Annotated in this window: 21 protein-coding genes and 1 pseudogene; 14 read left to right on the top strand and 8 right to left on the bottom strand. The window is 59.6% G+C overall.

Going from position 1 to position 24,680, the window contains the following annotated elements; genetic code table 11:
• The first annotated feature begins 287 nt into the window (after positions 1-287).
• Both QMQ05_RS15195 and QMQ05_RS15190 read left to right on the top strand, forming a co-directional pair.
• Positions 288-2,150, top strand: a complete 1,863-nt coding sequence (locus QMQ05_RS15195) for an ATP-binding protein (RefSeq protein WP_345471379.1) — start codon at positions 288-290, stop codon at positions 2,148-2,150.
• A complete protein-coding gene (locus QMQ05_RS15190; protein ID WP_345471377.1) occupies positions 2,147-2,830 on the top strand; it encodes a response regulator in 684 nt (227 codons plus the stop codon). The genes QMQ05_RS15195 and QMQ05_RS15190 overlap by 4 nt, the downstream gene beginning before the upstream one ends.
• A 14-nt stretch (positions 2,831-2,844) precedes the next feature.
• On the opposite strand, the gene QMQ05_RS15185 is transcribed toward QMQ05_RS15190, so the two are convergent.
• Positions 2,845-3,210, bottom strand: coding sequence for an IclR family transcriptional regulator domain-containing protein (locus QMQ05_RS15185; protein ID WP_345471375.1), 366 nt, complete (start codon positions 3,208-3,210; stop codon positions 2,845-2,847).
• Here QMQ05_RS15185 and QMQ05_RS15180 point away from each other — a divergent pair.
• Together QMQ05_RS15180 and QMQ05_RS15175 are read left to right on the top strand one after the other, a co-directional pair.
• Positions 3,188-3,475: a hypothetical protein gene (locus QMQ05_RS15180; RefSeq protein WP_345471373.1), complete on the top strand. Its 288-nt coding sequence runs from the start codon at positions 3,188-3,190 to the stop codon at positions 3,473-3,475. The genes QMQ05_RS15185 and QMQ05_RS15180 overlap by 23 nt on opposite strands.
• Positions 3,476-3,661: 186 nt before the next feature.
• Positions 3,662-4,216, top strand: a complete 555-nt coding sequence (locus tag QMQ05_RS15175; RefSeq protein WP_345471371.1) for a type 1 glutamine amidotransferase domain-containing protein — start codon at positions 3,662-3,664, stop codon at positions 4,214-4,216.
• Between the two features lie 357 nt (positions 4,217-4,573).
• On the opposite strand, the gene QMQ05_RS15170 is transcribed toward QMQ05_RS15175, so the two are convergent.
• Together QMQ05_RS15170 and QMQ05_RS15165 are read right to left on the bottom strand one after the other, a co-directional pair.
• Entirely contained in the window at positions 4,574-5,041 is a 468-nt protein-coding gene (locus tag QMQ05_RS15170; protein WP_345471369.1) for a DUF4383 domain-containing protein, read from the bottom strand.
• Between the two features lie 222 nt (positions 5,042-5,263).
• On the bottom strand, positions 5,264-6,058 hold the full coding sequence (locus QMQ05_RS15165; protein WP_345471367.1) for a YsnF/AvaK domain-containing protein: 795 nt from the start codon (positions 6,056-6,058) through the stop codon (positions 5,264-5,266).
• 420 nt (positions 6,059-6,478) lie between these two features.
• Here QMQ05_RS15165 and QMQ05_RS15160 point away from each other — a divergent pair, with 420 nt between their 5' ends.
• The 4 genes and pseudogenes from QMQ05_RS15160 (at position 6,479) to QMQ05_RS15145 (ending at position 10,474) form a co-directional block, all read left to right on the top strand.
• On the top strand, positions 6,479-7,564 hold the full coding sequence (locus QMQ05_RS15160; protein WP_345471365.1) for a carboxylate-amine ligase: 1,086 nt from the start codon (positions 6,479-6,481) through the stop codon (positions 7,562-7,564).
• Between the two features lie 177 nt (positions 7,565-7,741).
• Positions 7,742-8,980: pseudogene (locus QMQ05_RS15155) on the top strand (MFS transporter).
• A gap of 196 nt (positions 8,981-9,176) precedes the next feature.
• Positions 9,177-9,647, top strand: a complete 471-nt coding sequence (locus QMQ05_RS15150; protein ID WP_345471363.1) for a GNAT family N-acetyltransferase — start codon at positions 9,177-9,179, stop codon at positions 9,645-9,647.
• Between the two features lie 380 nt (positions 9,648-10,027).
• The gene (locus QMQ05_RS15145) at positions 10,028-10,474 is read left to right on the top strand and encodes an SRPBCC family protein (protein WP_345471361.1); all 447 of its coding nucleotides are present in this window, start codon (positions 10,028-10,030) and stop codon (positions 10,472-10,474) included.
• A 145-nt stretch (positions 10,475-10,619) separates the two neighbouring features.
• On the opposite strand, the gene QMQ05_RS15140 is transcribed toward QMQ05_RS15145, so the two are convergent.
• Positions 10,620-11,570 (bottom strand): hypothetical protein, encoded by a 951-nt coding sequence (locus QMQ05_RS15140; protein ID WP_345471359.1) that lies wholly within the window; start codon positions 11,568-11,570, stop codon positions 10,620-10,622.
• Positions 11,571-11,734: 164 nt separating this feature from the next.
• Here QMQ05_RS15140 and QMQ05_RS15135 point away from each other — a divergent pair, with 164 nt between their 5' ends.
• From QMQ05_RS15135 to QMQ05_RS15110, 6 genes are all read left to right on the top strand, one after another.
• Positions 11,735-14,887, top strand: a complete 3,153-nt coding sequence (locus tag QMQ05_RS15135) for a DUF3427 domain-containing protein (protein WP_345471357.1) — start codon at positions 11,735-11,737, stop codon at positions 14,885-14,887.
• A 74-nt stretch (positions 14,888-14,961) separates the two neighbouring features.
• The gene (locus tag QMQ05_RS15130; protein WP_345471355.1) at positions 14,962-16,059 is read left to right on the top strand and encodes a nucleoside hydrolase; all 1,098 of its coding nucleotides are present in this window, start codon (positions 14,962-14,964) and stop codon (positions 16,057-16,059) included.
• 116 nt (positions 16,060-16,175) lie between these two features.
• Positions 16,176-16,982 (top strand): ECF transporter S component, encoded by an 807-nt coding sequence (locus QMQ05_RS15125; RefSeq protein ID WP_345471353.1) that lies wholly within the window; start codon positions 16,176-16,178, stop codon positions 16,980-16,982.
• A 7-nt stretch (positions 16,983-16,989) separates the two neighbouring features.
• Entirely contained in the window at positions 16,990-17,748 is a 759-nt protein-coding gene (locus QMQ05_RS15120; protein WP_345471351.1) for an energy-coupling factor transporter transmembrane component T family protein, read from the top strand.
• On the top strand, positions 17,745-19,139 hold the full coding sequence (locus tag QMQ05_RS15115) for an ABC transporter ATP-binding protein (protein ID WP_345471349.1): 1,395 nt from the start codon (positions 17,745-17,747) through the stop codon (positions 19,137-19,139). The genes QMQ05_RS15120 and QMQ05_RS15115 overlap by 4 nt, the downstream gene beginning before the upstream one ends.
• A 144-nt stretch (positions 19,140-19,283) precedes the next feature.
• Entirely contained in the window at positions 19,284-20,357 is a 1,074-nt protein-coding gene (locus tag QMQ05_RS15110) for an alkene reductase (RefSeq protein WP_345471347.1), read from the top strand.
• Between the two features lie 86 nt (positions 20,358-20,443).
• Here QMQ05_RS15110 and QMQ05_RS15105 read toward each other — a convergent pair whose 3' ends face one another.
• The 4 genes from QMQ05_RS15105 to QMQ05_RS15090 form a co-directional block, all read right to left on the bottom strand.
• Positions 20,444-21,283: a transporter substrate-binding domain-containing protein gene (locus QMQ05_RS15105; protein WP_345471345.1), complete on the bottom strand. Its 840-nt coding sequence runs from the start codon at positions 21,281-21,283 to the stop codon at positions 20,444-20,446.
• 68 nt (positions 21,284-21,351) lie between these two features.
• The gene (locus tag QMQ05_RS15100) at positions 21,352-22,890 is read right to left on the bottom strand and encodes an ABC transporter ATP-binding protein (RefSeq protein ID WP_345471343.1); all 1,539 of its coding nucleotides are present in this window, start codon (positions 22,888-22,890) and stop codon (positions 21,352-21,354) included.
• Positions 22,883-23,734: an ABC transporter permease gene (locus tag QMQ05_RS15095; protein WP_345471341.1), complete on the bottom strand. Its 852-nt coding sequence runs from the start codon at positions 23,732-23,734 to the stop codon at positions 22,883-22,885. The genes QMQ05_RS15100 and QMQ05_RS15095 overlap by 8 nt, the downstream gene beginning before the upstream one ends.
• Positions 23,727-24,680: an ABC transporter permease gene (locus tag QMQ05_RS15090; RefSeq protein WP_345471340.1), complete on the bottom strand. Its 954-nt coding sequence runs from the start codon at positions 24,678-24,680 to the stop codon at positions 23,727-23,729. The genes QMQ05_RS15095 and QMQ05_RS15090 overlap by 8 nt, the downstream gene beginning before the upstream one ends.

Genomic DNA, 24,680 nt, shown 5'->3' with positions numbered 1-24,680 from the left:
CGTGGCATAAAGCGCATATCAAGATTTTTGATCAACGCATTAAGAGGGCGTTAAGAGGTGGTCTACGCTCAATCCGTTTGGGGTGCAATAGAAAGGCAAGGGAGTCACGTGTTGGTGATGCTCACGTAGTCATGACGTCCATGTAGGTCTTTGCCGAGCAACTAACCCGATATCGCGTCATCGGATTTCTTGGTGGCCTTGACTCGTCTCGCGGAGAACCCCGCTCTATTCCGGTACGATCACTTCATACCGGCCAAGGAACTCGAACACCAAGGAGTGCTATGGATGTGTCGACTACTCCGCCGTCAACTCACCCCCTCATTGTTGTGGCGCTCTCGGGGCATGCGGGGTCTGAAGCATTGTTTCGCCAGGCATTAGTGCAAGCCTCACAGTTACCTAATGCAGAAGTGATGGCAGTTCATGTCCTTGAACGCGGAACAGAGACAACAAGAAGCGAAAAAGATACTGAGCTGGCACACTTGCGTGAACTCGTAGAAAGTTCTGGCGCCACTTGGCATATGGTCCTCGGCCAAGACATCAGTCAGGCACTGCTTGGATTTGCTCGAAGCACACAGGCCACGCACCTCGTGGTTTCCGGGGCGCTCGCAGGAATGAGCAACCGTCGACTAGTTCAGCAGATATCCCTGCAACTATTGCAGCGGGCCACTGCGCCAACAGATCCACAAATCCTGATCATTACAGGTCATCAAGAAGCGAAGAAGACTGCCCGCCTCACACCCCAAAACTCTCAGCCAGTGCACCATCCCCGTGGGCCTCGGTGGATATTCGGATGGATCCTGGCCCTCGTCGGACCGCCACTAATAGGCATTGGCTTCTTGCAAGGAAGCGATGAAGGCGAACTGCTCACCCTGAACTTCTTAGGTCAGCTGACCCTAGTGGTCTTTGTGGCACTTTTGGGCGGTTGGTGGCCTGCAGTGACTGCTGCCCTGCTGGGCACCGGAATTCTGAACTGGTATTTCACCCCACCCACCGGGCAATGGCATATTCATGAGCCGCTCAATGTGGTGGCACTAGTGCTCTTCTTATTGGTTGCGGCTGGTGTGGCTCGAGTTGTAGACGTGGAAGTCAGGCGCACCACCGAAGCCGGGCAAGCTAGACACCAAGCGGACACTCTCTTTGAGCTATCCGGCGGTGTGATCCGTGAGGGCTTGAGCGTTCCAGCCCTCCTGGAGTGGCTCTGCCGTTCCTACGCATTACGCGGGGCTGCGCTGGTTCACCAAAGCACCGGCTCTAAGGTGGCTTCAGCGGGAGAACCGCCTACCGGCCATGAGACCAGCGACTATGTAATCACGGTGGATCCTGAGCATGTACTGCTCATTGAAGGGACTCCGCGAGAGGCTTCAGATCAGGGGATCTTTGAGGCTTTTGCTGGGCGAATCGCTGCGGTGCTGCAACAGCGGGAACTTGCTGAAGCACGTCTGAAAGCCCAAGAGTTATCCGCTGGAAATGCGATGCGTACGGCCTTGCTTGCTGCGGTATCCCATGACCTACGCACCCCATTATCTGGGATCAAAGCTTCAGTTTCTAGCCTTCGCATGCAAGATGTGGTGCTCAGCGAAGAAGACACCGCAACGCTACTGGCCACCATTGAGGATTCAACGGACCAACTCAGTGAACGAATCGAGGATTTGCTAAATATGAGTCGAATTCAGGCCGGTGAATTGGTGGTGCACCGTAGTCCTATCCAGGTTGAAGACTTGGTGGCTTCGGCAATGCGTGATGCGGCTGGGCAGGTGAATCCGGACCGCCTGCAAATCCAGCTTCCAGAGGACTGCCCGCGGGTACGTACAGACTACGGGTTGGCAGTGAGAGTGCTAGCCAACCTCATGGAAAATGCGGTGCGTCATGGCGGGAACGGTACGGTGCAATTACAGGCAGATTCCACCGACTCCGAGGTAAAGATCCTTGTCATTGACCACGGTACCGGGGTTCCACAAACAGAAAAAGACAGGATCTTCCGTCCCTTCCAACGGAACGGAGACCGGAACAATAACAGCGGGTTGGGCCTGGGATTAGCCGTAGCTCGTGGCCTGGCCCAGGGCATGGACGGTCACGTGAATGTGGAAGATACTCCCGGCGGTGGGGCCACTATGGTCTTTACCCTGCCGATATTCAAGGAAGAACTATGAGCGCTACGGTACTAATCGTTGAAGATGACGTTCAGATAGCCCGCGCCCTGCTGGTCAATCTGAGGGCACGCGGTTACCGCACGCTCCACGCTGCCACCGGAGTGCAATGTCTGCAGTTGGCGGCCGATGAACATCCTGATGTGGTTTTACTCGATTTGGGATTACCCGACCTTGAAGGTGGGGAAGTGATTGACGGGATTCGTGGGTGGTCAACGATGCCGATAATTGTTGTCTCTGCCCGCCATGATTCACATAGCAAAGTGGATGCATTGGACCGTGGCGCCGATGACTTTGTCACCAAACCATTTGCCATGGATGAATTACTGGCCCGGTTACGCGCTGCACTACGCCGCGCACTGCCAGACCCACGCCATGCAGTTGTGGAAACCTCTGATGGGCGGTTGCGCATTGACCTTGCCAGTCACTCGGTGAGCGTTAATGGTGAGGCGGTGCGGCTGACCAAGCTGGAATGGCGCGTGTTAGAAGTACTGGCCAGCAATCCTCATCGGTTGATTGGCGGTAGCGAATTACTGACCACGGTATGGGGTCCAGAATATGGGGCGGAAGCGAATTACCTGCGGGTGTACATGTCGCAGCTACGCACCAAGTTAGAACCAGAACCTTCTAACCCACGATACTTTTTGACCGAGCTTGGTATGGGTTATCGTTTTACGCCGTAGTCAGGTAGAAATCTCTAGAATGTCTTGCCCGAGTAACCTAACTTTCGGGATATCTGGGCAGCGGTAGAGCCCATGACTGATTTGAGCGCTTTCATCCGTTCATCAAGCATATAGGGGTTAGTAGCTGACATGATGATGGCGGCAATGATCTGACCGCTACCATCACGGATAGGCGCAGCTACGCAACGGATCCCGGGTTCATTGTCTTCTAAGTCCAGAGCGATTCCTTCACTGGCGTAGGTTTTCATACGGCTCAAGAAAGCCTCTTTAGTTTGATGTGTGGCCTGTTCCACCGGTGACTCAGAATCAAAGGTCGCTTCCCAGCGTTCAGGAGTGTCTAGTAACAAGGCCTTGCCGATGCCCGTACGGCTTAGTGGCAAGCGTTGTCCTACGCATGAGCGCATTTGCGCTCCGCGGGTACCGGTACTGATCGCGGTGATCCTCGGGCCGCTGGCGGAAACCGAGTTGCGCCGTGCACTGACGGTGTCGGAAGGCGATATTGGAATCCTGGTGGACAGCTCCATCACGGTCATCCTCTACACCGTCCTCGCGCTGGCCCCTGCATTCACCGGCATCAAGCACATGCGCGAGAAGAAGAAAGCCAAGGCACTGGCCGAAGAGCAGGGCCAGCCGGCCAACGCCTGAGCATCCTATGCCCAGCGCAGCAGGCCTTGCCGACTCCACGGTGGCAAGGCCTGCTGCATGCAACCAAGCCTTGCAGCAGGCAACGTCCCCCATTCGCGGCCGGCAGCTGGATGCTTCCTGAGTGCGGCTTGCCTTCGTTGGTTGCTCAAAGCACAGTGGGCAGTGGTCGATGAAAGGAGCATGAATATGCCAGATCTAGCAGGCAAGAAAGTCCTTGCGGCAGTTTCCAACCGCGGAGTCGAGCAGGATGAGCTGAAGAAGCCAGTGGAGCACTTGCGCCAAGCCGGTGCTGAGGTGGTGATCGCGGCCCCGGAGGCCGGCCAGGTCGAGTCGCTGGTTGGCGATTGGGATCTGGGGGAGGTCTTCGAAGCCAGCGAAGCACTGGCGGCAGTGGACGAGCAGGATTTCGACCTGCTGCTGATCCCCGGCGGAACGCTGAATGCCGACAACCTCCGCTTGGACGCCGACGCCCAGCGCATTGCCAAGTCCTTTGCCGGTTCGGGCCGGCCGATCGCTTCCATCTGCCATGGGCCATGGCTGCTGGTGGAAACCGGATTGGCCAAGGACAAGACCTTGACCTCGTACACCTCGATCAAGACCGATGTGGTCAATGCCGGCGGCACCTGGAAGGACGAACAGGTTTTCCGCTGCCCGGCGAACGGCTACGTGCTCATTACCTCGCGTAATCCGGACGACCTCGACGCGTTCAGCAGTGCCATTGCCGAGGAGCTCAGCTCCTAGCAATTGGCGGCCAGCCGGTCCAGCCGCCGTCCGAGCCAGCTTTCCGAACGGCGGCTTGGCTGTGCTGGGACCAGAGCCCGGCATCCAAGTCCTTGGTGATCCAAGGGCACGGAACCGCCGTCGAGGAAGAGCTGAGTATCGAAATCCTCCCGCAAACAGCGGGTGAGTTCCGCTGCCCCAGCTGGAAATCCTGCGACAGCGAATTCGCCTGGATTCCTGGGATTCCCGGTGTCTGGCGGTCTCGGCTTTTCGAACCGTTGCGTGTAGCGAAGGCGCTGAGGGCTTTGCCATGAACTGCATTGACGAAGCGGGCACCCCTGCATGCCGGGGTGCCCGCTTCGGCAATTCATTGTCTTGTCATGCCGCGTACGGGTCCCGAGGCTGTCCGGCCGCCTTCCGGGAGAGGCACAATCCCAAGGCAATCATGAGCGCACCGAGCCCGAGATGCAGCCAGTTATCTGCATCATTCACGGGAATGAGGTTGGCTGCACTGTCGAAATCAATGACCTTCCCGTAGACCCGCAAGACCAGATAGATGATTCCGCCGCCGATGAGGTAGGTGCGGGAAGCAGGCACGGTCCGAGCCATCAGGTAGCCGGCGACACCGAAGAGCAGATGCACGGCATCGTGCAGGTACGAGACCTGGAAGATTCCCAGCAACTTGGCCTCGGGGTCGTGGCCGTCACCTGAGAGCGATGCGTAGTTGGTGGTGATTCCAGGAAAGAATCCGAGGACGCCGACCAGAAAGAACACGATGCCGACCGCCAGCGCGGCCTTTTGCATCAGCGGACGTGCTTCTACGACAGGATCTTTTGGATGTTCCATGATCTTGCTCCTGCACTCTGGCTGTTGCGATCGGAAGGAACCGCTGGACCGGCATGCTGGCCGCCGTCATGCTCTCCACGCTAGAGGATTGCCAGTTGGATGGCAGGGGAGTCTTCAAGTACCTAGGGAACGCCCAGCAATGGCGGTGCGCGGATCGGGGCGGAATCCGGCGCAAGCCTGATTCCGCCCCGATCACCGCTGCATGCAGGTTGGGCTCCGGCGCTAGCGGGTCTGCCGGCCGCCTTCCCAGCCCTCGGCTTGCGCCTGTTCCATGCGCAATTGCGCTTCGCGGCGCTCTTCCTCGGTGATTGCTTCCTCTTCCAGGCTGACTCGCTCGACCGGGTCAACAGCCTTCTTTGCAGCGGGGCGTTCCTCGTCCAAGGCCACCTTCTGCTCGTCCCCAGCCAGTTCGCCGCTTGTGCCGGCGGGTGCGGATTCCGTGATGGGCTCGCGCTCATGCCGCGCTTCCCCATGGCTTAACGGCACGGTGGTTGCCGCATGCCGGGTGGCCACGTGCTTGCGCAGGCGTACTTTGCCGGTTTCCACGCCTTCGATACCCACCTGCGGCTGCTCCTCGGAATCGACGGCAGAGGACCTTGGAGCGCCGGCTCCCGGACCGCGCACGTCTTCCCGCGAATACTCGGCGCGGGCATCGGTGTCCGGGACGCCCGGCTGCACGGCGGCCTGGTCCGCTTCATGATAGGACAGGCTGTAGTAGTGGTAGAGCTCCTGCTCCTGCTCTGGCGTGAGCTGGCCCTCGGGGTCGATGTTCGGGGCGTCCTTGACGGTCTGCTTGTCATAGGGCACCGAGAGCGTATCGCCTGCGACGGTCGCCTGGCTGAGCGGAACGAAGCTCTCGGAGAGGCCGAAGAGTCCGGTGCGGACCGTCGCCCATTCCGGTTGCCCGCTGCGGTCATCAAGGAAAATCTGGCCGAATTTGCCGATCTTCTGGCCGTCGGGGCCAATGACGGTGCCGCCAATTGCGCTGAGTTCCTGAAGCTGTTCTGTGCTGATCATGGCTCTGTCCTCCTGCTGCGTTCGACTTCGGATCAATCCAGTAATCTCGATCCGGCTGGCCAGTAGCCGGCCGGGTGAAGCTGCGCCTCCAATTGGGCGTGACGGCCCGCAACTCTGCGTCTTGCGGTGCTTTGCCGAGCCGCGGTGAATCGATCGTCGCACACTACGCAAGCGCCCGCGCCGGGGCTTGTACTTGCATGGCCGCAAGCTCGGTAGCAGCTGTGAAAAGCAGGCAGCAGGTGCCCGGGGCAGCCATCGGGCGTAGGGCCAGGAGGGTGAACGGGTGCCTATGGACAGCCGCGTGCGTCGCTGCGGCGAAACTGGAAAACCGCTGGGTTTCGTGCCTGGAACGGCCGTCCCGGCTAGCTGCGGTCTAATGTTCAGTTCGTACTGCTGCCCAGGGAAGGCGAACCAGCATCCATGAACAGGACCTTTGGGATCGAGGAGGAATTCTTCCTCGCGGATCCGGCAACTGCCGCCCCGGTGCCGATGTCTGATCGGCTCAGCTCCCAGCTGCTTGGCCTGGACCTGCCGGGCACCACGGTCCACCGTGAACTGCTGGCCAGCCAGCTGGAAATCGTCACCGGAATCTGCGCCTCCGCGGAGGAAGCCCTGGAAGCGCTGGTGCGGCGGCGCGCCGCCATTGAGCGGATATGTCGCGAATACCACGTGCTTCCCTTTGCTTCGGGAACGGCGCTGCAGCTCACGAGCGCTACGGACTTCACCACGGGCCAGCGCTACGCGACCATCCACGAGTTCGTCCCGGGGATCGCCCGCGAGCATTTCATCAACGGACTGCACATCCATGTGCATATCCCGGATGCCGCAGCCGGAGTCCGGGCGCTGAATGCCTTGCGCGGCTGGTTGCCGCTGATTGCGGGAATTGGCGCGAACTCTCCCATCTGGAACGGGGAACTGACGGGTTTCGCGTCATGGCGGACGGTGCACTACCGCAGGTGGTCTGCGACAGGCATTCCGCCGGTTTTTGCGACAGTGCATGAATACCAGCAGCGGGTGGAGGACATGATTGCTTCCAGGGCGCTGCTCGATCCGGGCCACATTAGCTGGGTCGCCCGCTTGTCGGTGAACCATCCGACCATTGAAGTCCGCGCTGCGGACACACAGATGACAGCCGGCGAATCCGTCGCCCTGTCCCTGCTCATCCGGGCCATTGTGGATACCGCCTCGGAAACTGACGGCTCTGCCGTCACGGCAGCATCCGAAGTGCTTGACCTGGGCCTGTGGCAAGCAGCGAAATCTGGAGTGGAAGGCACATATTTCGATAGCGAATCAAGGACCTCCGTGCCTGTCAAGGTCGTGATCCAGCGGGTGCTCGACTACGCGGGCCGGGCATTGCATCGCAATGGCAATGAACAGTTCGTAGCCAATTACCTGGACTCGCTCGCCACTTTCGGAAATGGAGCCACGCGCCAACGTGAGAGCTGGAACCAGGGCGGAGCGAAGCAGGTAGCCGCTGATGCTGCCAAGCTGTTCGCGCAAGCCTGACAGGTTCTTGCAGGAGCAACGCGAACAACCAGGGGAGCGGCGCGCATGGAGAAATACCGCGGGTTCGGCAGAGGCCTACTATCAAGGCAGGGAGTCGATCCTGCATGAACGGCCAGCACGGGGGTGCTCGGGCGGAGGAAAGTGATTCCTGCATACTCGCAACATCGAGGGGGAATCATGAGCACTCCAGCTGCAGTACCCGGGAGCATGACCAAGGAGCAGAAACGCGTCGCGGGAGCGACCATGGTGGGCACCACCGTGGAGTGGTACGACTACTTCGTCTACGCCAATGCGGCGGCCCTGGTCCTGGCCCCGCAATTCTTCACTCCCGCCGAAGCGTCGCTGGGATCCATCATCGCTTTCGCCACCGTCGGCATCAGCTTCCTCTTCCGCCCGTTGGGCGCGATCGTGATGGGCCGGGTGGGCGACAAGTACGGCCGCCGAGCGGTGCTGATCATCACCCTGGTCTTGATGGGTGTCGGCACCACGCTGGTCGGCCTGCTACCGACCTATGCGAGCATCGGCATCTGGGCTCCGATTCTCTTGATCATCCTGCGTATCGTCCAAGGCTTCTCCGCCGGCGGGGAGTAGGGCGGTGCGGCCCTGATGGCAGTGGAGCACGCGCCGGATCATGCCCGCGGCAAGTTCGGCGCCTTCCCGCAGCTCGGTGTTCCCGCCGGCATGCTGCTCGCCTCGGCCGTCAGCGCGATCATTGCCGCAATGACATCGCCTGAGCAGTTCAGCGCGTGGGGTTGGCGTATTCCGTTCCTGCTCAGCTTCGTGCTGATCCTGGTGGGCTACTACATCCGGCGCAGGGTCGAGGAATCCCCGGTCTTCGAGGAAATGGCCCGGACCAATCAGACCGAGTCGGCCCCGCTGTCCACGCTGTTCAGCAAGCACCCCAAGAAGGTCATCCAGACGACGCTGGTTTTCATGGGCAACAACACTGTCGGGTACATGCTCACCGGCGGCTTCATCCTGGGCTATGCAACGAACAAGCTGGAACTGCAGGCTGGCGACATGCTGAACATCATCACCATCGGCTCGCTGGTCTGGCTGATCTCCACCTGGATCGGCGGAGTGGTCTCGGACCGCATTGGCCGCAAGAAGATGTTTATCATCGGCTGGGTGCTGTTGCTGGCCTGGCTCTTCCCGTTGTTCCTGCTCATCGAAACCCGGAACCTGGCCTGGGTCACCGTGTCCCTGGTAGTTTTCGGCGCTTTCATGGGCTTCTCCTACGTCCCGTTGCCGGCGCTGTATGCCGAGCTGTTCCCGGCCCGCATCCGCCTGAGCGGTTCCTCGATCAGCTACGCCCTGGGCTCGGTGATCGGTGGCGCGTTCGCCCCGACCATTGCCGCGGCGCTGGTGGGCCAGTTCAATACCACCGTGGCGGTCTCGACCTACCTGTTCATCTAGGTGGGCGCTTCGGTGATCGCAACTCTGACCTTGAAGGACCGCACCGGAGCTGATTTGTATCCGCAGGAGGACATCACCGGAGAATCGGGAGGCCACACAGAAGAAGCCGGGCCCGAGCATTTATGAGGTCTGATGGCGATAGGGCAACTAGCTGCCCGTAACATCTCTGATACAAACTGCTGATAACTTGTCGCTCATGACGTTGTCCATTGAACCCGCAGACTTCGAGGACCCCTCCCTGAGAGCTTTCCTTGAAGCTCACCTTGCTGACATGGCGCCGCAGTCGCCGCTGGAGTCCCAGCATGCCTTGGACTTGGCTGCGCTTCGCCAGCCAACCGTCCGGCTCTGGGCAGCGCAGAAGGACCATCGCATAGTGGGCACTTGTGCGTTGGCGGTATTGGAGCCGGGCCACGAGGAGCTCAAGAGCATGCGGACGGACCCGGACTTCCGCGGGCAAGGCTTCGCTTCCCGGTTGCTGCTCCATGCTCTGGAGGATGCCGCGCAGCGCAAGCTATCGCGCATATCCCTTGAAACGGGAGCGATGGAGTTCTTCGCACCCGCGCGCTCGCTGTACCGAAAGCACGGCTTCAAGCAATGCCAGCCCTTCGGTTCCTATCAGGAGGACCCCAACAGCATCTACATGACCCGGATCCTCAAACTGGACTAACTCTTGGGCAGGGCGCTGCCAGGACTTCTTGTGCCCGTTGGGGCAATGGCAATGTAGGACACCAGATTCGGTCGATTCCGGGCAAGGCTGGAGTGCCGCCAAGGACTGGCTGCAGCAAGCTTGCTTTCAGACCCGCCAAGAGCCCGCCACTGGCAGATAGCTCTTGGCCATGGCGGGCTGATTGGATGTTTGAGTAGGCCGCACCGGAGCAGAGTTGTCTCCGCATGACCGGGCGGGCGTCGGCGATTCGGGCGGGGAGGCAGGGCCGAAGCACCTGTGACTTTTCTGGTGGTACAGGTCAAACCCAAATGGCACGACTGAATCGTTGGGGCTAGGCCCGGCTGCCGGGCTCAGGATCATATGCGGAGTAGGATGGGCTAATGAATCCATCCCCGTATCTGCAAACCCGCCGCCGCTTCGTGGCCGCCTCGCCTTCAGAGATCTTCGAACTGCTCAGGGATCCGGCCATGCACCCGGTCATTGACGGATCCGGAACGGTGCGGGCCTCGAACACCCAGGAAAGCAAGCTCACCCTGGGCAGCGAGTTCGGCATGCAGATGCGCTTAGGGGTCCCGTACCGGATCAGTAATACCGTGGTGGAATTCGAGCAGGACCGGCAGATCGCCTGGCGGCACTTCAGCGGGCATCGGTGGCGCTACGAGCTGGAAGCTGTCGGGTCCGGGACCATGGTCAGCGAAACCTGGGACGCGAGCCGGTTGCGGCACAAGTGGCTGCTGCGGCTGATGGGCTTTACCCGGAGCACCGGGCCCAATATGGAACGCACCTTGGAACGGCTGGCAGCGCAGTTCCCCGAGACCACCGAGTAGGCCCCCTTTGCCCTGAGTAGCTCGTTGATAGGTGATGGCCGGACTAATTGCGGCTTCAACGGTGACTGAGGGGTGATCGAAAAGTCCGTCGTGTGACAACGTGGTTTGTCCGATATCCGTGAAAATGGCGTAAGCAAATATTCTATCAATGAGGGCCATTATCCAGAGACTTACTCAATATGGTGTAGATTCCGTGGTTTACATTGATCGGAAGCCGTTCATGATGCTCCCGCAGTCCCCGCATGTACTCCACGCCTACGTATAAAGTCCCGGAACGAGTTCCATTGGGACGCCACCGGACATCGACCTGCACGTCGTCGAGAACAACCTGGAGCTGGGCCGCCACACTGGGAAAAGCATGTTTAGATTCGGCAGGGATGCGAAGGAAGCTCCGCGTACGGTCCTTGTCCGTAACTGGTTGTGAGTGAACCCATAACTCGGCAGGCGAAGCATCATCGGGTTCCATGGAAGTATCGCTTGGTGTTGAATGCGCCGATACTTTGCAGTTCAATAAACCGTGGCGCTTACGCTGGCCGTTGCCTATGTCAACATTGGCAAATGGAGCCACCCTATCAACGTCAAACAACTGCCGGCGACGTTCGGGTTCCACACTGGCGGCAAATGCAGCCAGCATGGTTTGTTCACGGCTAGAGACATCGTCGCACGATGCGAAATGAACGTACAACTGATCGAGACTTTCGAGAGTCTTCAGCCACCAACCACCGGCATGTGGCGCTCGCGCGCCTAACTCAGTCGAGTAGTACTGTTCAACTCGACTTCGAATTGAAGTGCTTGCCATGCCGATGTAGAGGAGTGGTTCGTTGGGGATCCAGAAGCGTCCAATCCGATCGGCCAAGGTGCTCGGCGTCGCTAGAACTCCGTCGACGGAGGCCTTGGGGCAAGCCGACAGTAGTTTGGCGAAGGCTGAGGGTGAAGGCGAATAACGATCGTGGTCCACGAATCGAGAATCCGGGTTAGCGGCCAGGCTGACGCAGTAAACGCCCGGAACGTTTGGAAGTTCGAGTTCACCCCATTTTGTTACGCCAGAGGAGTGTAGATCTGCAACGGCAAATAGCTCTCGAATTGTTAATGGCACGATGAGAATTTATCGCAAGTTTCCCGCTCAGCTGTCTGCTCTCGAACGTTAACGCTGCTCTTTCATGCCGATCCAGACAGAACAAGTCAAGGACGATAAGGTAAAGCCCTGGAGCAGCACGTGCAGCGACTCAAATAGTCCCCTCTGTCCAGTAACCTAACATCATGGATATCGGTAATGACCAAAACGCGTTCGTCTTGGGTGAAGGAATCTTTGAGAGTCTCATTACCGATCACTTGGCAGGCCGGCTTCAGTCGCTGTCGGACTACAAGCAAACAGTAGAATCGATATTTCCGAAGAACGCACCGGGTGAACTGGCCAGCTATCTTGGTCGCGTAATTGAGCAGCGGTTTGGTGCGCTCCAACCGGACCAAATGATTGATCTGTCTAACCAGATACTAGACATGGTCGGGCACTCTGAGGATGTACTTCCAGGCCCTCAGAAACTTTTGGAGTTGCAGCGTGACGATGCAATTCGGGTGCGTTCATTTAAACGGCCCCAGACGTCATTGAGCGCCGCTGCCCTGCTCACGAACAGCCGCGAAGACCCACAACTTGCAGTTGAGCTGCGGGCAGAACTTTCCTCAGCTGACCGCGTTGACTTGCTTTGCGCCTTTATCAAGTGGGAGGGTCTGCGGCTGCTGTCTGAATCGCTTGCGACGCTCAAAGACCACGGCATCCCAATAAGAGTGCTTACCACAACATATATGGGTGCCACCCAGCGCCACGCAATCGATGAACTGGTTCGCCGTTTCGGGGCAGAGGTCCGTATCAACTATGAGACTAATGCGACGAGGCTTCATGCCAAAGCTTGGATGTTCCACCGAAATTCCGGTTTCGACACTGCCTACGTCGGAAGCTCAAACCTTAGTCGTCCCGCACTGCTCGACGGACTGGAATGGAATGTCCGACTCTCGGGTGTAGCAACACCAAGCTTGCTGCAAAAATTCTCGATGACCTTTGACAGCTACTGGGAAGACGACGCCTTCGTTCCATACGATCCCGATACCGACGCAGAGCGACTGGACGCTGCACTGAAACGTGCAGGCGGAACAACGGCTGAACGAATGCTCGGATCCACTGGCTTGGAAGTACTTCCGTTGCTGCACCAAAAGGAAATGCTCGAAGAACTAGAAGCTGCCCGCACAAACCGCAACGAGCACCGAAATCTGGTGGTCGCGGCGACCGGAACTGGCAAGACCGTACTTGCGGCACTCGATTACAAGCGATTGTGCGAAGCTGCTGGCCGGGAGCTCACCCTCCTGTTCGTGGCTCACCGCAAAGAAATCCTTGACCAATCACTCAAGACGTATCGCCGTGTTCTGGGTAAGGGTTCCTTTGGCGAGATGTTCGTTGATGGGCAAAAACCAAAAGTTTGGAAACATGTTTTTGCCAGTATCCAGTCCCTAGCCGCTTTCGGGCTGTCCAAGATCGACCCGCAGGCCTTCGATGTAGTCGTGATCGATGAATTCCACCATGCCGAAGCATCTTCATACCGCAAGCTCATTGAGCATCTGAAGCCCATCGAGCTGCTGGGACTCACCGCAACACCCGAACGTGGCGACGGCGTCAATGTGGCGGACACCTACTTTGGCGGACGCATTGCCGCGGAACTGCGCCTGTGGGATGCCCTGGACGCAGATCTCCTCGTTCCTTTCCATTATTTCGGTGTGGCGGACGATGTAGACCTCACTTCCATCGAATGGAAGCGCGGCTCCTACGATTTGGAACAGCTGAGCAATGTGTACACGGGCAATGACATGCGTGCGCTGAAGATCATCAACGAACTGCGCGATAAAGTGCTCAGCACGTCCATGATGCGTGCACTGGGTTTCTGCGTCTCGGTCCAGCACGCGCAGTACATGGCCAAAGTCTTCAACGAGGCGGGAATCCCTTCAGCCGCGATATCAGGTAATTCAAGTACCGAGGAACGCGAGGGAGCGCTGGCTAAACTGCGTGCTCGCGAACTGAACTGTATTTTTGCCGTCGATCTTTTCAACGAGGGACTCGACGTTCCGGAGATCGACACTATTCTTCTGCTACGCCCCACGCAGAGCTCGACCGTCTTCCTGCAACAACTCGGCCGTGGCCTCCGACGAGCAGATGACAAGGCAGTGCTTACGGTCTTGGACTTCATTGGCCAACAACGTCGGGAGTTCCGATTCGACGTGAAGTACCGTGCCTTGCTGGATGTTCCGCGCAAGAAATTGGAGCGCATCATTGATGACGGTCCGCCCGGACTTCCCTCGGGTTGCCAACTCATGCTCGACCGAGTGGCGCGCACGATCGTGCTAGAGAACATTCGATCGCAACTAAAGCTCAATAAGCCTGCATTGGTAAACGAAATCAAGTCGCATGGGCTGACTGCCTTGGACGACTATCTCGATGAGTCCGGTCGCGATGTCAAAGACATCTATCGCAAAACGGGAGATTCGTGGACTGAATTGATTCGTCGAGCAGGATTGATCTCATCGCGTTCACCTTGGGAAGAAGAGCTGAAGCGAATTGGCGACGACCAATTAAATGAAGAACGTGAGCTTCTTAAGCGGGTTACTCGGTTCCTTCACGTTGACGACGCGGAGCGCGCTGATGCGTACTCGGCGTTGCTTTCAACGAGTGCCCCACGCTATGCAGAGTTGGAACCGCGAGTCCGAATATTTGCTCGCATGCTGTTCTATACTTTTTGGGACAACGGCGGTGGGTTTGTTACCTATGACCAGGGACTGGATTACATTCGTGCCAACGGATACTTGGTTGAAGAGCTGCGAGCTGCGTTTACACGAGGTGTGGACCGCGGAGCTCACGCACCTAGGAGGCTTCCTCTAGGACTGCAGCAGATTCCGCTGTATTCGCATTCCACATACTGGCGCTCTGAGGTCCTTGCTGCACTTGAATACGGATCTTTGGAACTCGGCAAGGGAGTCAACCACCGTGAAGGGGTTGCATGGTGTCCTCAGTCGAATACGGACGCGCTCTTCGTGACATTGGACAAGGATGAATCCGTTCACAATCCAAATACCCTCTACAAGGACTATGCGATCAGCCCGCAGCTATTTCACTGGGAATCACAGAACGCCACAAGTCCAACCAGCCCTACCGGTAAACGCTACTTGAACCGAAAAGAGCATGCCTCGCATATCTTGCTTTTTACCAGAGACGCCGCGAGGGACATTGACGGGCTGGTATTGCCTTTCACATGCTTGGGCACAGTCGATTATGTGAAACACGAAGGTTCCAAACCCATCGCCATCACGTGGAAGTTGCATCGAGAGATGCCGGTCAACGTATTCACATCAGCGAATGCAGTGGCTCGTTGAAAATCTGGCCTTTATTTTGATGACAGTGAGAACTACCTGAGAAGTTCTGCGCAATTAGGAAGATGGGGAAAGGCATGCCGGAAAAGCTTATAGCCGCAGACGGAGCCGAACAATGGCCGCCGATCCGTCTTCTGATCGACAATGACACCGGAATAGACGATGCCTTGGCGCTCGCGTATCTCTGCGCCTGCGATCATGTGAAGATCGAGGCCCTCACCAGCACGCCTGGAAATGTCGACGTAGAACAAGTCGCTGCGAATAATCGTGCTCTGCTGGCGCTCTGCGGACGCCCCGAAGTTCCGGTACTCATCGGTGTAAGGGAGCCCTTGCAGATTCCTCTAGTCACCACACCGGAAACTCATGGTCCGCAAGGCGTGGGCCACGCGACTCTTCCAGACCCAATGTCCCCAGTGTCTATGGATCTCGATGCCATTGATTATTGGATCGAAGCAGCCCGCGCGAACCCTGGCGAATTAACCGTTCTCCTAAGTGCACCGCTGACAAACTTCGCTCTGGCACTTCGCCGCGAACCACGTCTTCCCTGGCTGCTTCGCAAGGTAGTGATCATGGGCGGCGCCTTTTACTACCAAGGCAACACCACGCCTACCGCGGAGTGGAACACACACGTAGACCCGCACGCCGCCAAGGAAGTTTTTGCCGCCTACACAGCCGCCGCTGAACAAGGATTGGACTCTTCGAAGCTGCCGATCGTCTGTTCGCTGGACACCACAGAGCGCTTCGAGATGCAGCCGGACTTCCTGACGAGGCTCTCCATTGAAGTTGGATGCGCTGAATCAGAAATAGTCCAGGCTAGCGACCCGGAGGGGACATTGAGCAAATCCTCGAATCAACTGGTGCGCTATCTCTCCGACGCCCTGCGGTTCTACTTCGAGTTCCATCGCCAATACGACCAGGGCTATATAGCCCACGTGCACGACTTCTTTGCCGCTGGCGTTGCCGCCGGCACGCTGGACTACGAGACCCGCCCCGCAACGGTGGACGTAGAAACAGATTCACCATTGCTCTTTGGTACGACAGTGGCTGACTTCCGCGGGCTGTGGGGCAAGCCGGCGAATGCCCAGGTGGTCGTGGCAAATGATCCAGAGGCAGGGTTTGCCGAGCTGGTCCAGCGCCTAGGTGCGCTGGCAAGGAAACTCAACGAAAATTCCTGAGCGCAGGCAGTTGGGCTAGAATCGTCTACCGGGTCGAGGTGACATAGACCCGCCATTCGCGCGTCGCGGGAGCAATCCCGCGCGCAGCCAAACTCGTATCCCAGGATTGCCTCATCATGTCACCGAATCTTCTTTTGCCCGAAGCATCCGCGACCCAGCTCGTGCGCCGCAGGGTGCTCGGCGCAGCTGGAACCCTGTTGCTCGTTGGAACCTACCTGTTCCTGGTCATCACCCAACCCACGGGAATCGTCGAAGGCCTGGGCCAGGGAGTTGCCTTGGCAACTTTCGCCGCTTACCTGATAGCTGCCATCCTGCTGCTGCTCGCAGTCCTACCGGATCTGCCAGTTTCTGCCCTGACGCTGATCCCGGTCGCCCTTGCGCTGAACATCATCCTGGGTCAATTCGTCGGATCCGTCATGGTCCCGCTCTACCTGGATTCCATCGGCACCGTATTGGTAGGCTTCCTGGCCGGACGCCGTGCCGGTGCCGCCACCGGTGTGCTCAGCACCCTGATCTGGTCGCTGTTCGCTCCCACTGTCTTGCCATTCGCTGCAGGAGCCGCGCTGGTCGGTTTCCTTGCGGGAACTGCCGCCCGCTACGGCGCCTTGCGCCGGCCATACCTTGCCCCAATCGCCGGTCTGGTTTCCGGTGTGCTGGTGGGCGTGGTCTCTTCCCCAGTGGCTGCCTTCGTTTACGGAGGAACCTCGGGAGTCGGCACCGGCGCAGTAGTTGCAGCCTTCCGCTCCATGGGTGATTCGCTGCTCTCCGCAGTCACCAAGCAGGCACTGATCTCTGATCCAGGAGACAAGGCCATTGTCTTCCTCATAGCAGCGCTGCTGATCTTCGCCTTGCCGAAGCGCCTGAGCGGTTCCTTCGAATTCATCCGCCGATACAACGTGCTGGGCAAGAGCGGAAACAAGTAGTACACCGATGAAGCGCCGCATCACCGAGTTGCACCCTTTTACCGTGCTTTGCCTCGCCGTGTTCACGGTTGCCGTAGCCACGGCTGCCAGCGTCTGGTGGTTGAGCTGCGCGGTGATAGTGACGTGCCTGGCCATCGGCGCGGTGGCGGGCAAGGTCCGCAAGCTCGCGGCGCTCAGTGGTGCAATCATGCTTCCAACCTTGCTGTCCTTGCTGATGATTCATGGACTGACGTCATGGGATTCTTCACCGGTGATCGCCGCATGGGGTCCAATCAGCCTGACCCGTGGGGGAGTGGAGATTGCAGCAGCATTGGCTTTGCGCACAGCTGTGCTGGTGGTGGTTGGTTTGCTCTGCGGTTTGCTGATCGACAAGCACCAGCTGGTGGCGGCCATCGACCTGTCGCCAGCTCCGCCGCAGGCGGGGTACCTGCTGGCGTCCACCTTGTTCCTTCTTCCGCAGATGATGGAAAAGCAGCAGGCCATCGGCGAAGCCCAAGCTTTGCGGAAGGCAGGAACCGGCCGTGGCTTGGCCGGCTGGCTGCAACGCCTGAGGCTACGAGCGGTGCCGCTGGTGCTCTCCTCGGTGCAGGATGCCCATGACCGTTCGGCTCATCTGGCGGCACGCGGTTTTCCAGCCCGCGGCGAGCACAGCAGATTGCGCCAGGTCGCAGATTCGCAAATACAGCGAGGAGTCCGCTGGGTTGCCGTGCTGTGTTCGGTGCTGGTGCCGGCAGCGATTCTGGTGCCATTCGGAGGTGCCGCATGATGGACATGGAACACCGTGCACCTGTCGAAAGCACATCGGCGCTGCACCTCCGGCTGGGAAGCTTCCGCTACGCAGACGCGGATCACGATACCTTGCGCGCAATCGAGCTGGAATTATCGCCGGGGTCCCTGACGGTCATTTCCGGCGACTCTGGATCCGGGAAATCAACATTTGGCGGGGTACTCGCTGGTATGCTCCCGCGGCAGGGAGCCGACAGCTGTGAGGGAACATTTATCCTGGCGGGTCAACGGATCGATTATTCTCCGGAGCATTCACCACGAATTGACGTCGCCGGCTGGGCCAAACATGTTGGCCTGTTGCCGCAGGATGCCAGCCTCTACCTGTCACGGATTCGACAGACTGTTGCTGAGGAACTGGTCTTCGCCCGGGAGAACGAAGGAATGCCCCGCGAAGAGATGGCCGAGCTCATCTCCGAGCTTTCAGCACGGCTGTCCATGGAGCATCTGCTGGAACGCGATCCTGCCAAGCTTTCCGGAGGCCAAGAACGCTTGGTCGCCCTGGCGGCGCTGTCAGTTGCCATGCCTTCCATCATCGTGCTGGATGAACCGCTGGCAGGCTTGGATTCCAAGGCAACCGAAGCAGTGACGGAGATGATCACCCGGCTGCGTGCCGCGGGCACCGCGATTGTGGTGCTGACTCGGACAACTGAAGCATGGGAAGCCGAAGCGGATACGCTGTTGACCTTGGCGGACGGAACCTTGCGGCCTGCAACGGGAACAGCTAGAACCGCAGCGTCGAGTTCCAAGCCGAGTGGATTCGCTGCCGCAGCAGCATCTGAAAAGCCTCTGCTGGCCTTTGCCGGAGTGCAACTCGGATACAAGGGTGCCAGTGCCCCGGTCCTCTCCGACCTCGATCTCGAAGTCCGTGCAGGAGAATGCGTGGGGCTGGCCGGTGCCAATGGGACGGGCAAGACTACCCTGCTTAAGGCTGCCGCGGGCCTGCTCAAGCCAGTTGCCGGCAAGTTGCGGGTGGCAGCCGATTCCGGGATGCTCCTGCAAAATCCGTCGGACCAGCTCTTCGAGCGAACGGTAATCCGGGAGATTGCCTTTGGCCTTCCCAAGAAGGGCATTCAGCGCGCCCGGGTGCCGCAAATTCTTGAGCAACTGGGTTTGGCGTCCTATGCCCAGACCCATCCTTATGAGCTGCCGGCTTCGGCCCGACGTCTTGTTGCCTTGGCTACCGTGCTGGTGCGCGAACCACGGCTGCTGCTTCTTGATGAACCAACCGAGGCGCTGGATTCGGCGGGGCTTCAAATCCTGAACGAGGTCATCGATTCGGTGCTTGAACGCGGGGGAGCGGTGCTGTTCTCTTCCCATGATGAGCGATTCATCGCGCGTACTGCCCATCGGGTGCACAGAATGCCGCGATAACAGCGGGGAAACTGCTCACTGGACCTTGTTCAACAGACTGCCCTGGCCGTTATCCAGCTCATATTTCCAGCCGAACTGGAATACGTCAACGGAAAACCTAGTTGGACTATGCAAGTACAAATTCCACTTCAGGAGTCTTATCCCATGGATCTGTTTTCCCCTCTCGCCCTCGGCGACCTCAAGCTGTCCAACCGCTTGGTCATGGCACCGCTCACCCGTTCCCGTTCGGGCAAGGACGGCGTGCCCAACGCAGATGTAGTCGAGTATTACCGCCAGCGCGCGTCCTTGGGCCTGATTGTCAGCGAGGGCACCTACCCGAGCTTTGCCGGCCAGGGATTCGTCCGTCAGCCGGGCCTAGTCACCGAGGAGCAGATTGCCGGCTGGAAGAAGGTCACCGACGCGGTGCACGCCGAAGGCGGCCTCATCGTCGCCCAGGTCATGCATGCTGGCCGCGTCACCCACCCGGAAACCACCGGTGTCGACTACGTCGAAGCACCCAGTGCCATCGCGGTTGAGGGCGAGTCGCGCACCTACACCGGAAAGCACGCCTACCCGGTTCCGCATGCACTGGGTTCTGAAGAACTCCCACGGATCATCGAGGAATTCGTGACTGCTTCGCGCAACGCCATCGCCGCCGGATTCGACGGCGTGGAGCTTCACGGTGCCAACGGCTACCTGTTGCACGAGTTCCTGGCACCTTCGGCCAACACCCGCACCGATAACTATGGTGGCTCCCCGGAGAACCGGGCCCGCTTTGTCATTGAAGTAGTGACCGCGGTTGCCAACGCCATTGGCGCTGGGAAGACCGGCCTGCGCATTTCGCCGGAACACAATGTCCAGGGTGCGCTGGAAAACGATCGCGCGGATGTGCTGGCTACCTACACCGCGCTGGTTCGGGGCATCGCGCAATTGGGGCTGGCCAACCTGAGCATCCTGCACCATGACCCAGCCGGCGCGCTGGTCCAGTCGCTGCGCAAGGAATTCGGCGGACCGGTGCTGCTGAACACCGGCTTCGCAGAGATCACTACCTATGAGGAAGCCGCTCGCGTGGCTGCCGAAGGCTGGGGCGAAGCCGTTGTCGTGGGCCGCCCTGCGATTGCCAACCCGGATCTGGTGCGCCGCTGGAAAGAACAGCTGCCGCTGAACGAACCGGATTTCGCGACCTTCTACACCGAAGGTCCCAAGGGCTACATCGACTACCCGTTCTGGGAGAACTGATCACGCCAGCTGAATAGCAATGCCAGCGGCTCCGTCCAACCTGCATTGGATGGAGCCGCTGGCTCTTTGTCGTGTTCTGGCGGCCGTTAGCCGAACCAGGGCTTCTCGGCCGCGGCGAGCGTCCCGTCGTTCTTGGCCATGTTCAGCCACTGGTTGACGTACTCCTGGAACTCATCATCGCCCAGCGGCAGCAGGTAGGCCTTCTGCGAGAAATTGAACGGCTTGTCCGGGTGCACTGCGCACAGCTCGGGATGCTCATTGGCCACCCACCGGGTTTCGGAGGCATCGGTGGTCATCACATCCGCCCGTCCGGCAATGATCTCATCGAAGATCTTGTTGTTGTCCTCGAAGCGGATGATTTCCCCGTCGGGATAATTCGAGTCTGCGAATTTCTCGTTGGTGCCGCCGATCGGGGTGATGGAACGGACCCCGGGCTGGTTGATTTCCTTGATCGTGTCGTACTTCTCCACGTTCTCGCACAGGGTGATGGGTGTCTTGCCCTCGTCCAGTGTGGCTTCGCTGTAGTAGGCCTGCTGGGCACGTTCCATGGAAATGGAAACCCCGCCTACTGCCATGTCGCACTTGGAGAGGAAGTCCGGCATCAAGTCCTTCCATGAGGTCTGGATGAACTCGGGTTCGACGCCCATGGACTCGGCAAGGTCCTTGGCCATCGTGATGTCGATTCCCGACCATTCCCCGGTTTCCGGGTCGAGGTAGGTGAACGGCCGGTAGTCCCCGGTGGTGCAGACCTTCAGCGTTCCGGCTTCAATTACGCTGGCCAGCCGGGTGCTGTCGGAAGCTGGCTTCTGGTCGTCGCCGGATTCCGGGGCTGGAGCCGAACAGCCTGAAAGGAACAAGGCCGCGCATAGGAACAGCAATGGCAACCGGCGGGTGATGGACGGATTCTTCTGTGAACTGTCGGTCATAGTCCATCAATCTATAAGTGGTCCAAGTCAGGGCACAAGACTTCCGGGTTTTCTTGCGGAAGCGGAAATCAGCTGGCGGAAGGAACCGCAGCGGTGATGTCCAGCGCGGACACGAGGTCCTTGCTGTGCTGGTGTTCCGGGTCAGCCAGGAAATCGTCGAGGGGGCGATGCTCCACCAGCTCGCCCTCGTAGAACACTGCCACGTCATCACTCACATAGCGGATCACGTCCATGTCGTGGGAGATGACCACGAGGCTCAGCCCCATTTGCTCGCGCAAATCAAGCAGCAGGTCGAGGATGTGGCGCTGGGCTACCGAATCCAGTGCCGAGGTGGATTCATCGCAGATCAAAACCTGCGGCTCGGTCAGCAGCGCACGTGCGATAGCCAGTCGCTGGAGCTGGCCGCCTGAACACTGGCCCGGCCTGCGATCCAGCAATTGCTCGGGCAATCCCACCTGGGCTATGGCTTGCGCCATGCGCTCGCCGGCCTGGATTGCCGGCAGCCGGTGCACCGCCGCGCTCATCGAAGTGCGGATGGTAAGCCGGGGATCGAAGGAAGAATACGGTTCCTGGGCAATGACCTGCACCCGGGTTGCTTCGCCATTATGGTGCGCATGAATGATCCGACCGGTGGTTGGCTGTTCCAACCCGGCCAGCAGCCTGGCAAAGGTGCTCTTGCCGGAACCTGAGCGGCCCACCACACCCAGGACCTGGCCACCGTGCAGGCGCAAGCTCGTGGGGTTCAATGCTGCCGGGCCTTTTGCGCGGCGCGTATAGTTCTTGCCCGCATCCACCGCCTCGAGCAAGCATGCCGAATCCGTCGCACGGAGCGTGCGCAGAGGAGGCAAGCTGGCTTCGACCAGCTCGCGTGTCTTGGAGTGGCGGTCCTTGGAGAAGATCAGCGCGGTAGGGCACTGGTCCACAATCTGACCGTCGCTGACTACTACAACGCGATCCGCGATGTGCTGGATGCTGGCTATGTCATGGGTAACGAACAGGACGCCTACGCCGCGCTCCTGCTGCTTGCGGCGCAGCAATTGCAGCACCTCGGACTTGAGGATCGAATCCAAAGATGATGTCGGTTCATCGGCCAGGATGAACTCCGGATCAGCGGCTAGGGCGATGGCAAGCATGGCGCGCTGGGCCATCCCGCCGGAGAGCTGGTCCGGGCGTTTGCCGGCAATCTGCTTGGCGGGAGAGAGGCCTACTTCCTGGAGCAAGGACAGCACCCGATCCTCATGCTGGCGGGCTTTGCCCCAGCCGTGGGCTCCCAAGGCCTCGAGCAGGTGCGCGCGGATGGTCAACCGCGGGTTCATCACGCGCTTAGGCTGTTGGAACAGCATGCTGATGCGTCGTCCGCGCACCGAGTCCATGGCCTTGTCATCCAGCTGGTCCAGCCGCTGGCCATCGAGCAGGATCTGCCCCTCGGCGCGCAGTTGTTCAGGCAGCAGGCCCATTATCGCCTTAGTCAGCAGGGTCTTGCCGGAACCGGAGCGCCCGACCACCGCCACCAGTTCCCCGGAACGCAGCGCGCCACGGGCCTTGGACAGCAGCAGCTTCTGCCCGGAAACGACGGACAGGTCGATGAATTCAAGTTCTTCAGCCATGGGTTTCCGCCTTGGTTTCGGTGTCCAGCACGTCCTCGCCGCCCAGCACGTGGGTGATGCGGTTGCCCAGCAGGGTCACGCAGAAGCTGACCAGGAAGATGGCTGCGCCCGGTGCAATCATGCCCCAGGGGGAGCGGATCGCATGAGGCTGGGCCTCGGCCAGCATCGAACCCCAGTCGGACTGCGGCGGCTGGACTCCGATGCCCAGATAGGACAATGAGCCGAGCAATACGAGCAACAGGCCGAAGCGCAAAGCGGCCTGGGCCAGCACCGGACCCGCGACGAAGGGCAGGACATGATGGCGCAGGATGAACCAGCGTGAAGCGCCCACATGCTTGGAGGCCTCGACATGGTGGGTGCTCAATGCCTGGGCCGCCATGGAGCGCACCAACCGCGCCGTGGGGGTCCATGCCACGACGCCCACCGAAAGCACCATGGTGGAGAATCCGGGACCCATGACCGCGATGATCAGCAGCGCAATCACGATTTCGGGCAACGCGAGCAGCAAGTCGTTCACGCGCAGGAAGAGCTCATCCAGCCAGCCGCCGCGCACCGCGCTGAGCAGGCCCAGTGCGGTGCCCACCAGCAGCGAGAACAGCGTGGTGATCAGTGCTACCGATAGCGAGAACCGGCCACCGTGCAGCACCCGGCTCAAGGTGTCGCGGCCCAGGGCATCGGTGCCCAGCAAGTGGGCCAGGCTGGGTGCCCGCAACCGGTCCGCCAGGCTCTGGGCGTTGGGATCATAAGGGGAAATCCACGGGGCGGCGATGGTCAGGATGACCACTGCCAGCAATATGAACGCGGGAGGGGAAAGCAGGATTTCCCTGGAATGATTCCTAGCCATGCCGTACACCAATCCTCACATTGGGGTCACTGATCTTGTGCACCAGGTCAACGATTCCGGTCACCACCACGGCACAGGCCACGACAACCACCACGCCGCCCTGGGCTACCGGGATATCGGCATCAACGATGGAGTCGAAGATCAGCCTGCCCACGCCGGGAATGGCAAAGATAACCTCGACAATGACTGAGCCGCCCAGCAACCCGGCAAACCAGACACCGACCATGGTCCACAATGGCAGCAGTCCGTGTGGAACCACGTGGCGAACCAAAGCCTGGGTGCTGCTCAGCCCGCGGGCACGAGCCGCCAGCACATATTCAGAGTCCAGAGCCTGGCACACCCCCGAGCGCACCGCGACGGTGAAGAAGCTGATGGGGCGCAAGGCCAGAATGAAGACCGGGAGCACCAACGAGGCAGGGGAATCGAACCCGGCCGAGGGCAGCAGCGAGAAGCGCACCGCGAAGAGCAGCACCAGCAGCGGAGCCAGCGCGTATTCAGGGATCGCAATGAGCGCATGAGTGATGGAGGTGATGAGCCTATCTGGCCATTGCCCGGCGCGGGTGGCCGAAGCGACGCCCAAAAGGATGGAGGCCACTATGGCCACCAGCAGGGCGCTGCCGGCCAAGGATAGGGTGACGCCAATGGCCGGGAGCACCTGGTCGGCTACCGGGGTGCCACTGATATGCGAGATGCCCATGTCTCCGGTGGCGAACCGGCCCAGCCACCTTCCGAATTGCACCAGCATCGGGTCATGCAGGCCGAATTGCTCTGCGTAGGCTTGCACCGTTGCCTCGTCGGCGGCCCCGATGTCCATGCGTGCGCGCAGCAAGGAGCGCACGGGGTCCCCGGGGGAAACAAAGGGGACCAGGAATACCGCGAAGGATGAAAGCAGAACTGCTGCGCCGAGTCCAACAACTCGGCGCAGCACGGTAGTTAGTGGTGACAC

Source organism: Glutamicibacter sp. B1 (assembly GCF_039602135.1).
Taxonomy (GTDB): domain Bacteria; phylum Actinomycetota; class Actinomycetes; order Actinomycetales; family Micrococcaceae; genus Glutamicibacter; species Glutamicibacter ectropisis.
Note: the sequence above shows the minus strand (reverse complement) of the source record. Positions and strands in the feature narration are given on the sequence as shown.

Excerpts from the sequence above, each read along its gene's own strand:
- QMQ05_RS15100 (WP_345471343.1), bottom strand. The coding sequence starts at position 22,890 with ATGGCTGAAGAACTTGAATTCATCGACCTGTCCGTCGTTTCCGGGCAG.
- QMQ05_RS15170 (WP_345471369.1), bottom strand. The coding sequence starts at position 5,041 with ATGGAACATCCAAAAGATCCTGTCGTAGAAGCACGTCCGCTGATGCAA.
- QMQ05_RS15110 (WP_345471347.1), top strand. The coding sequence starts at position 19,284 with ATGGATCTGTTTTCCCCTCTCGCCCTCGGCGACCTCAAGCTGTCCAAC.
- QMQ05_RS15165 (WP_345471367.1), bottom strand. The coding sequence starts at position 6,058 with ATGATCAGCACAGAACAGCTTCAGGAACTCAGCGCAATTGGCGGCACC.
- QMQ05_RS15135 (WP_345471357.1), top strand. The coding sequence starts at position 11,735 with ATGGATATCGGTAATGACCAAAACGCGTTCGTCTTGGGTGAAGGAATC.
- QMQ05_RS15125 (WP_345471353.1), top strand. The coding sequence starts at position 16,176 with ATGTCACCGAATCTTCTTTTGCCCGAAGCATCCGCGACCCAGCTCGTG.
- QMQ05_RS15105 (WP_345471345.1), bottom strand. The coding sequence starts at position 21,283 with ATGACCGACAGTTCACAGAAGAATCCGTCCATCACCCGCCGGTTGCCA.
- QMQ05_RS15145 (WP_345471361.1), top strand. The coding sequence starts at position 10,028 with ATGAATCCATCCCCGTATCTGCAAACCCGCCGCCGCTTCGTGGCCGCC.
- QMQ05_RS15115 (WP_345471349.1), top strand. The coding sequence starts at position 17,745 with ATGATGGACATGGAACACCGTGCACCTGTCGAAAGCACATCGGCGCTG.
- QMQ05_RS15180 (WP_345471373.1), top strand. The coding sequence starts at position 3,188 with ATGCCCGTACGGCTTAGTGGCAAGCGTTGTCCTACGCATGAGCGCATT.
- QMQ05_RS15175 (WP_345471371.1), top strand. The coding sequence starts at position 3,662 with ATGCCAGATCTAGCAGGCAAGAAAGTCCTTGCGGCAGTTTCCAACCGC.
- QMQ05_RS15190 (WP_345471377.1), top strand. The coding sequence starts at position 2,147 with ATGAGCGCTACGGTACTAATCGTTGAAGATGACGTTCAGATAGCCCGC.
- QMQ05_RS15120 (WP_345471351.1), top strand. The coding sequence starts at position 16,990 with ATGAAGCGCCGCATCACCGAGTTGCACCCTTTTACCGTGCTTTGCCTC.
- QMQ05_RS15150 (WP_345471363.1), top strand. The coding sequence starts at position 9,177 with ATGACGTTGTCCATTGAACCCGCAGACTTCGAGGACCCCTCCCTGAGA.
- QMQ05_RS15160 (WP_345471365.1), top strand. The coding sequence starts at position 6,479 with ATGAACAGGACCTTTGGGATCGAGGAGGAATTCTTCCTCGCGGATCCG.
- QMQ05_RS15130 (WP_345471355.1), top strand. The coding sequence starts at position 14,962 with ATGCCGGAAAAGCTTATAGCCGCAGACGGAGCCGAACAATGGCCGCCG.
- QMQ05_RS15095 (WP_345471341.1), bottom strand. The coding sequence starts at position 23,734 with ATGGCTAGGAATCATTCCAGGGAAATCCTGCTTTCCCCTCCCGCGTTC.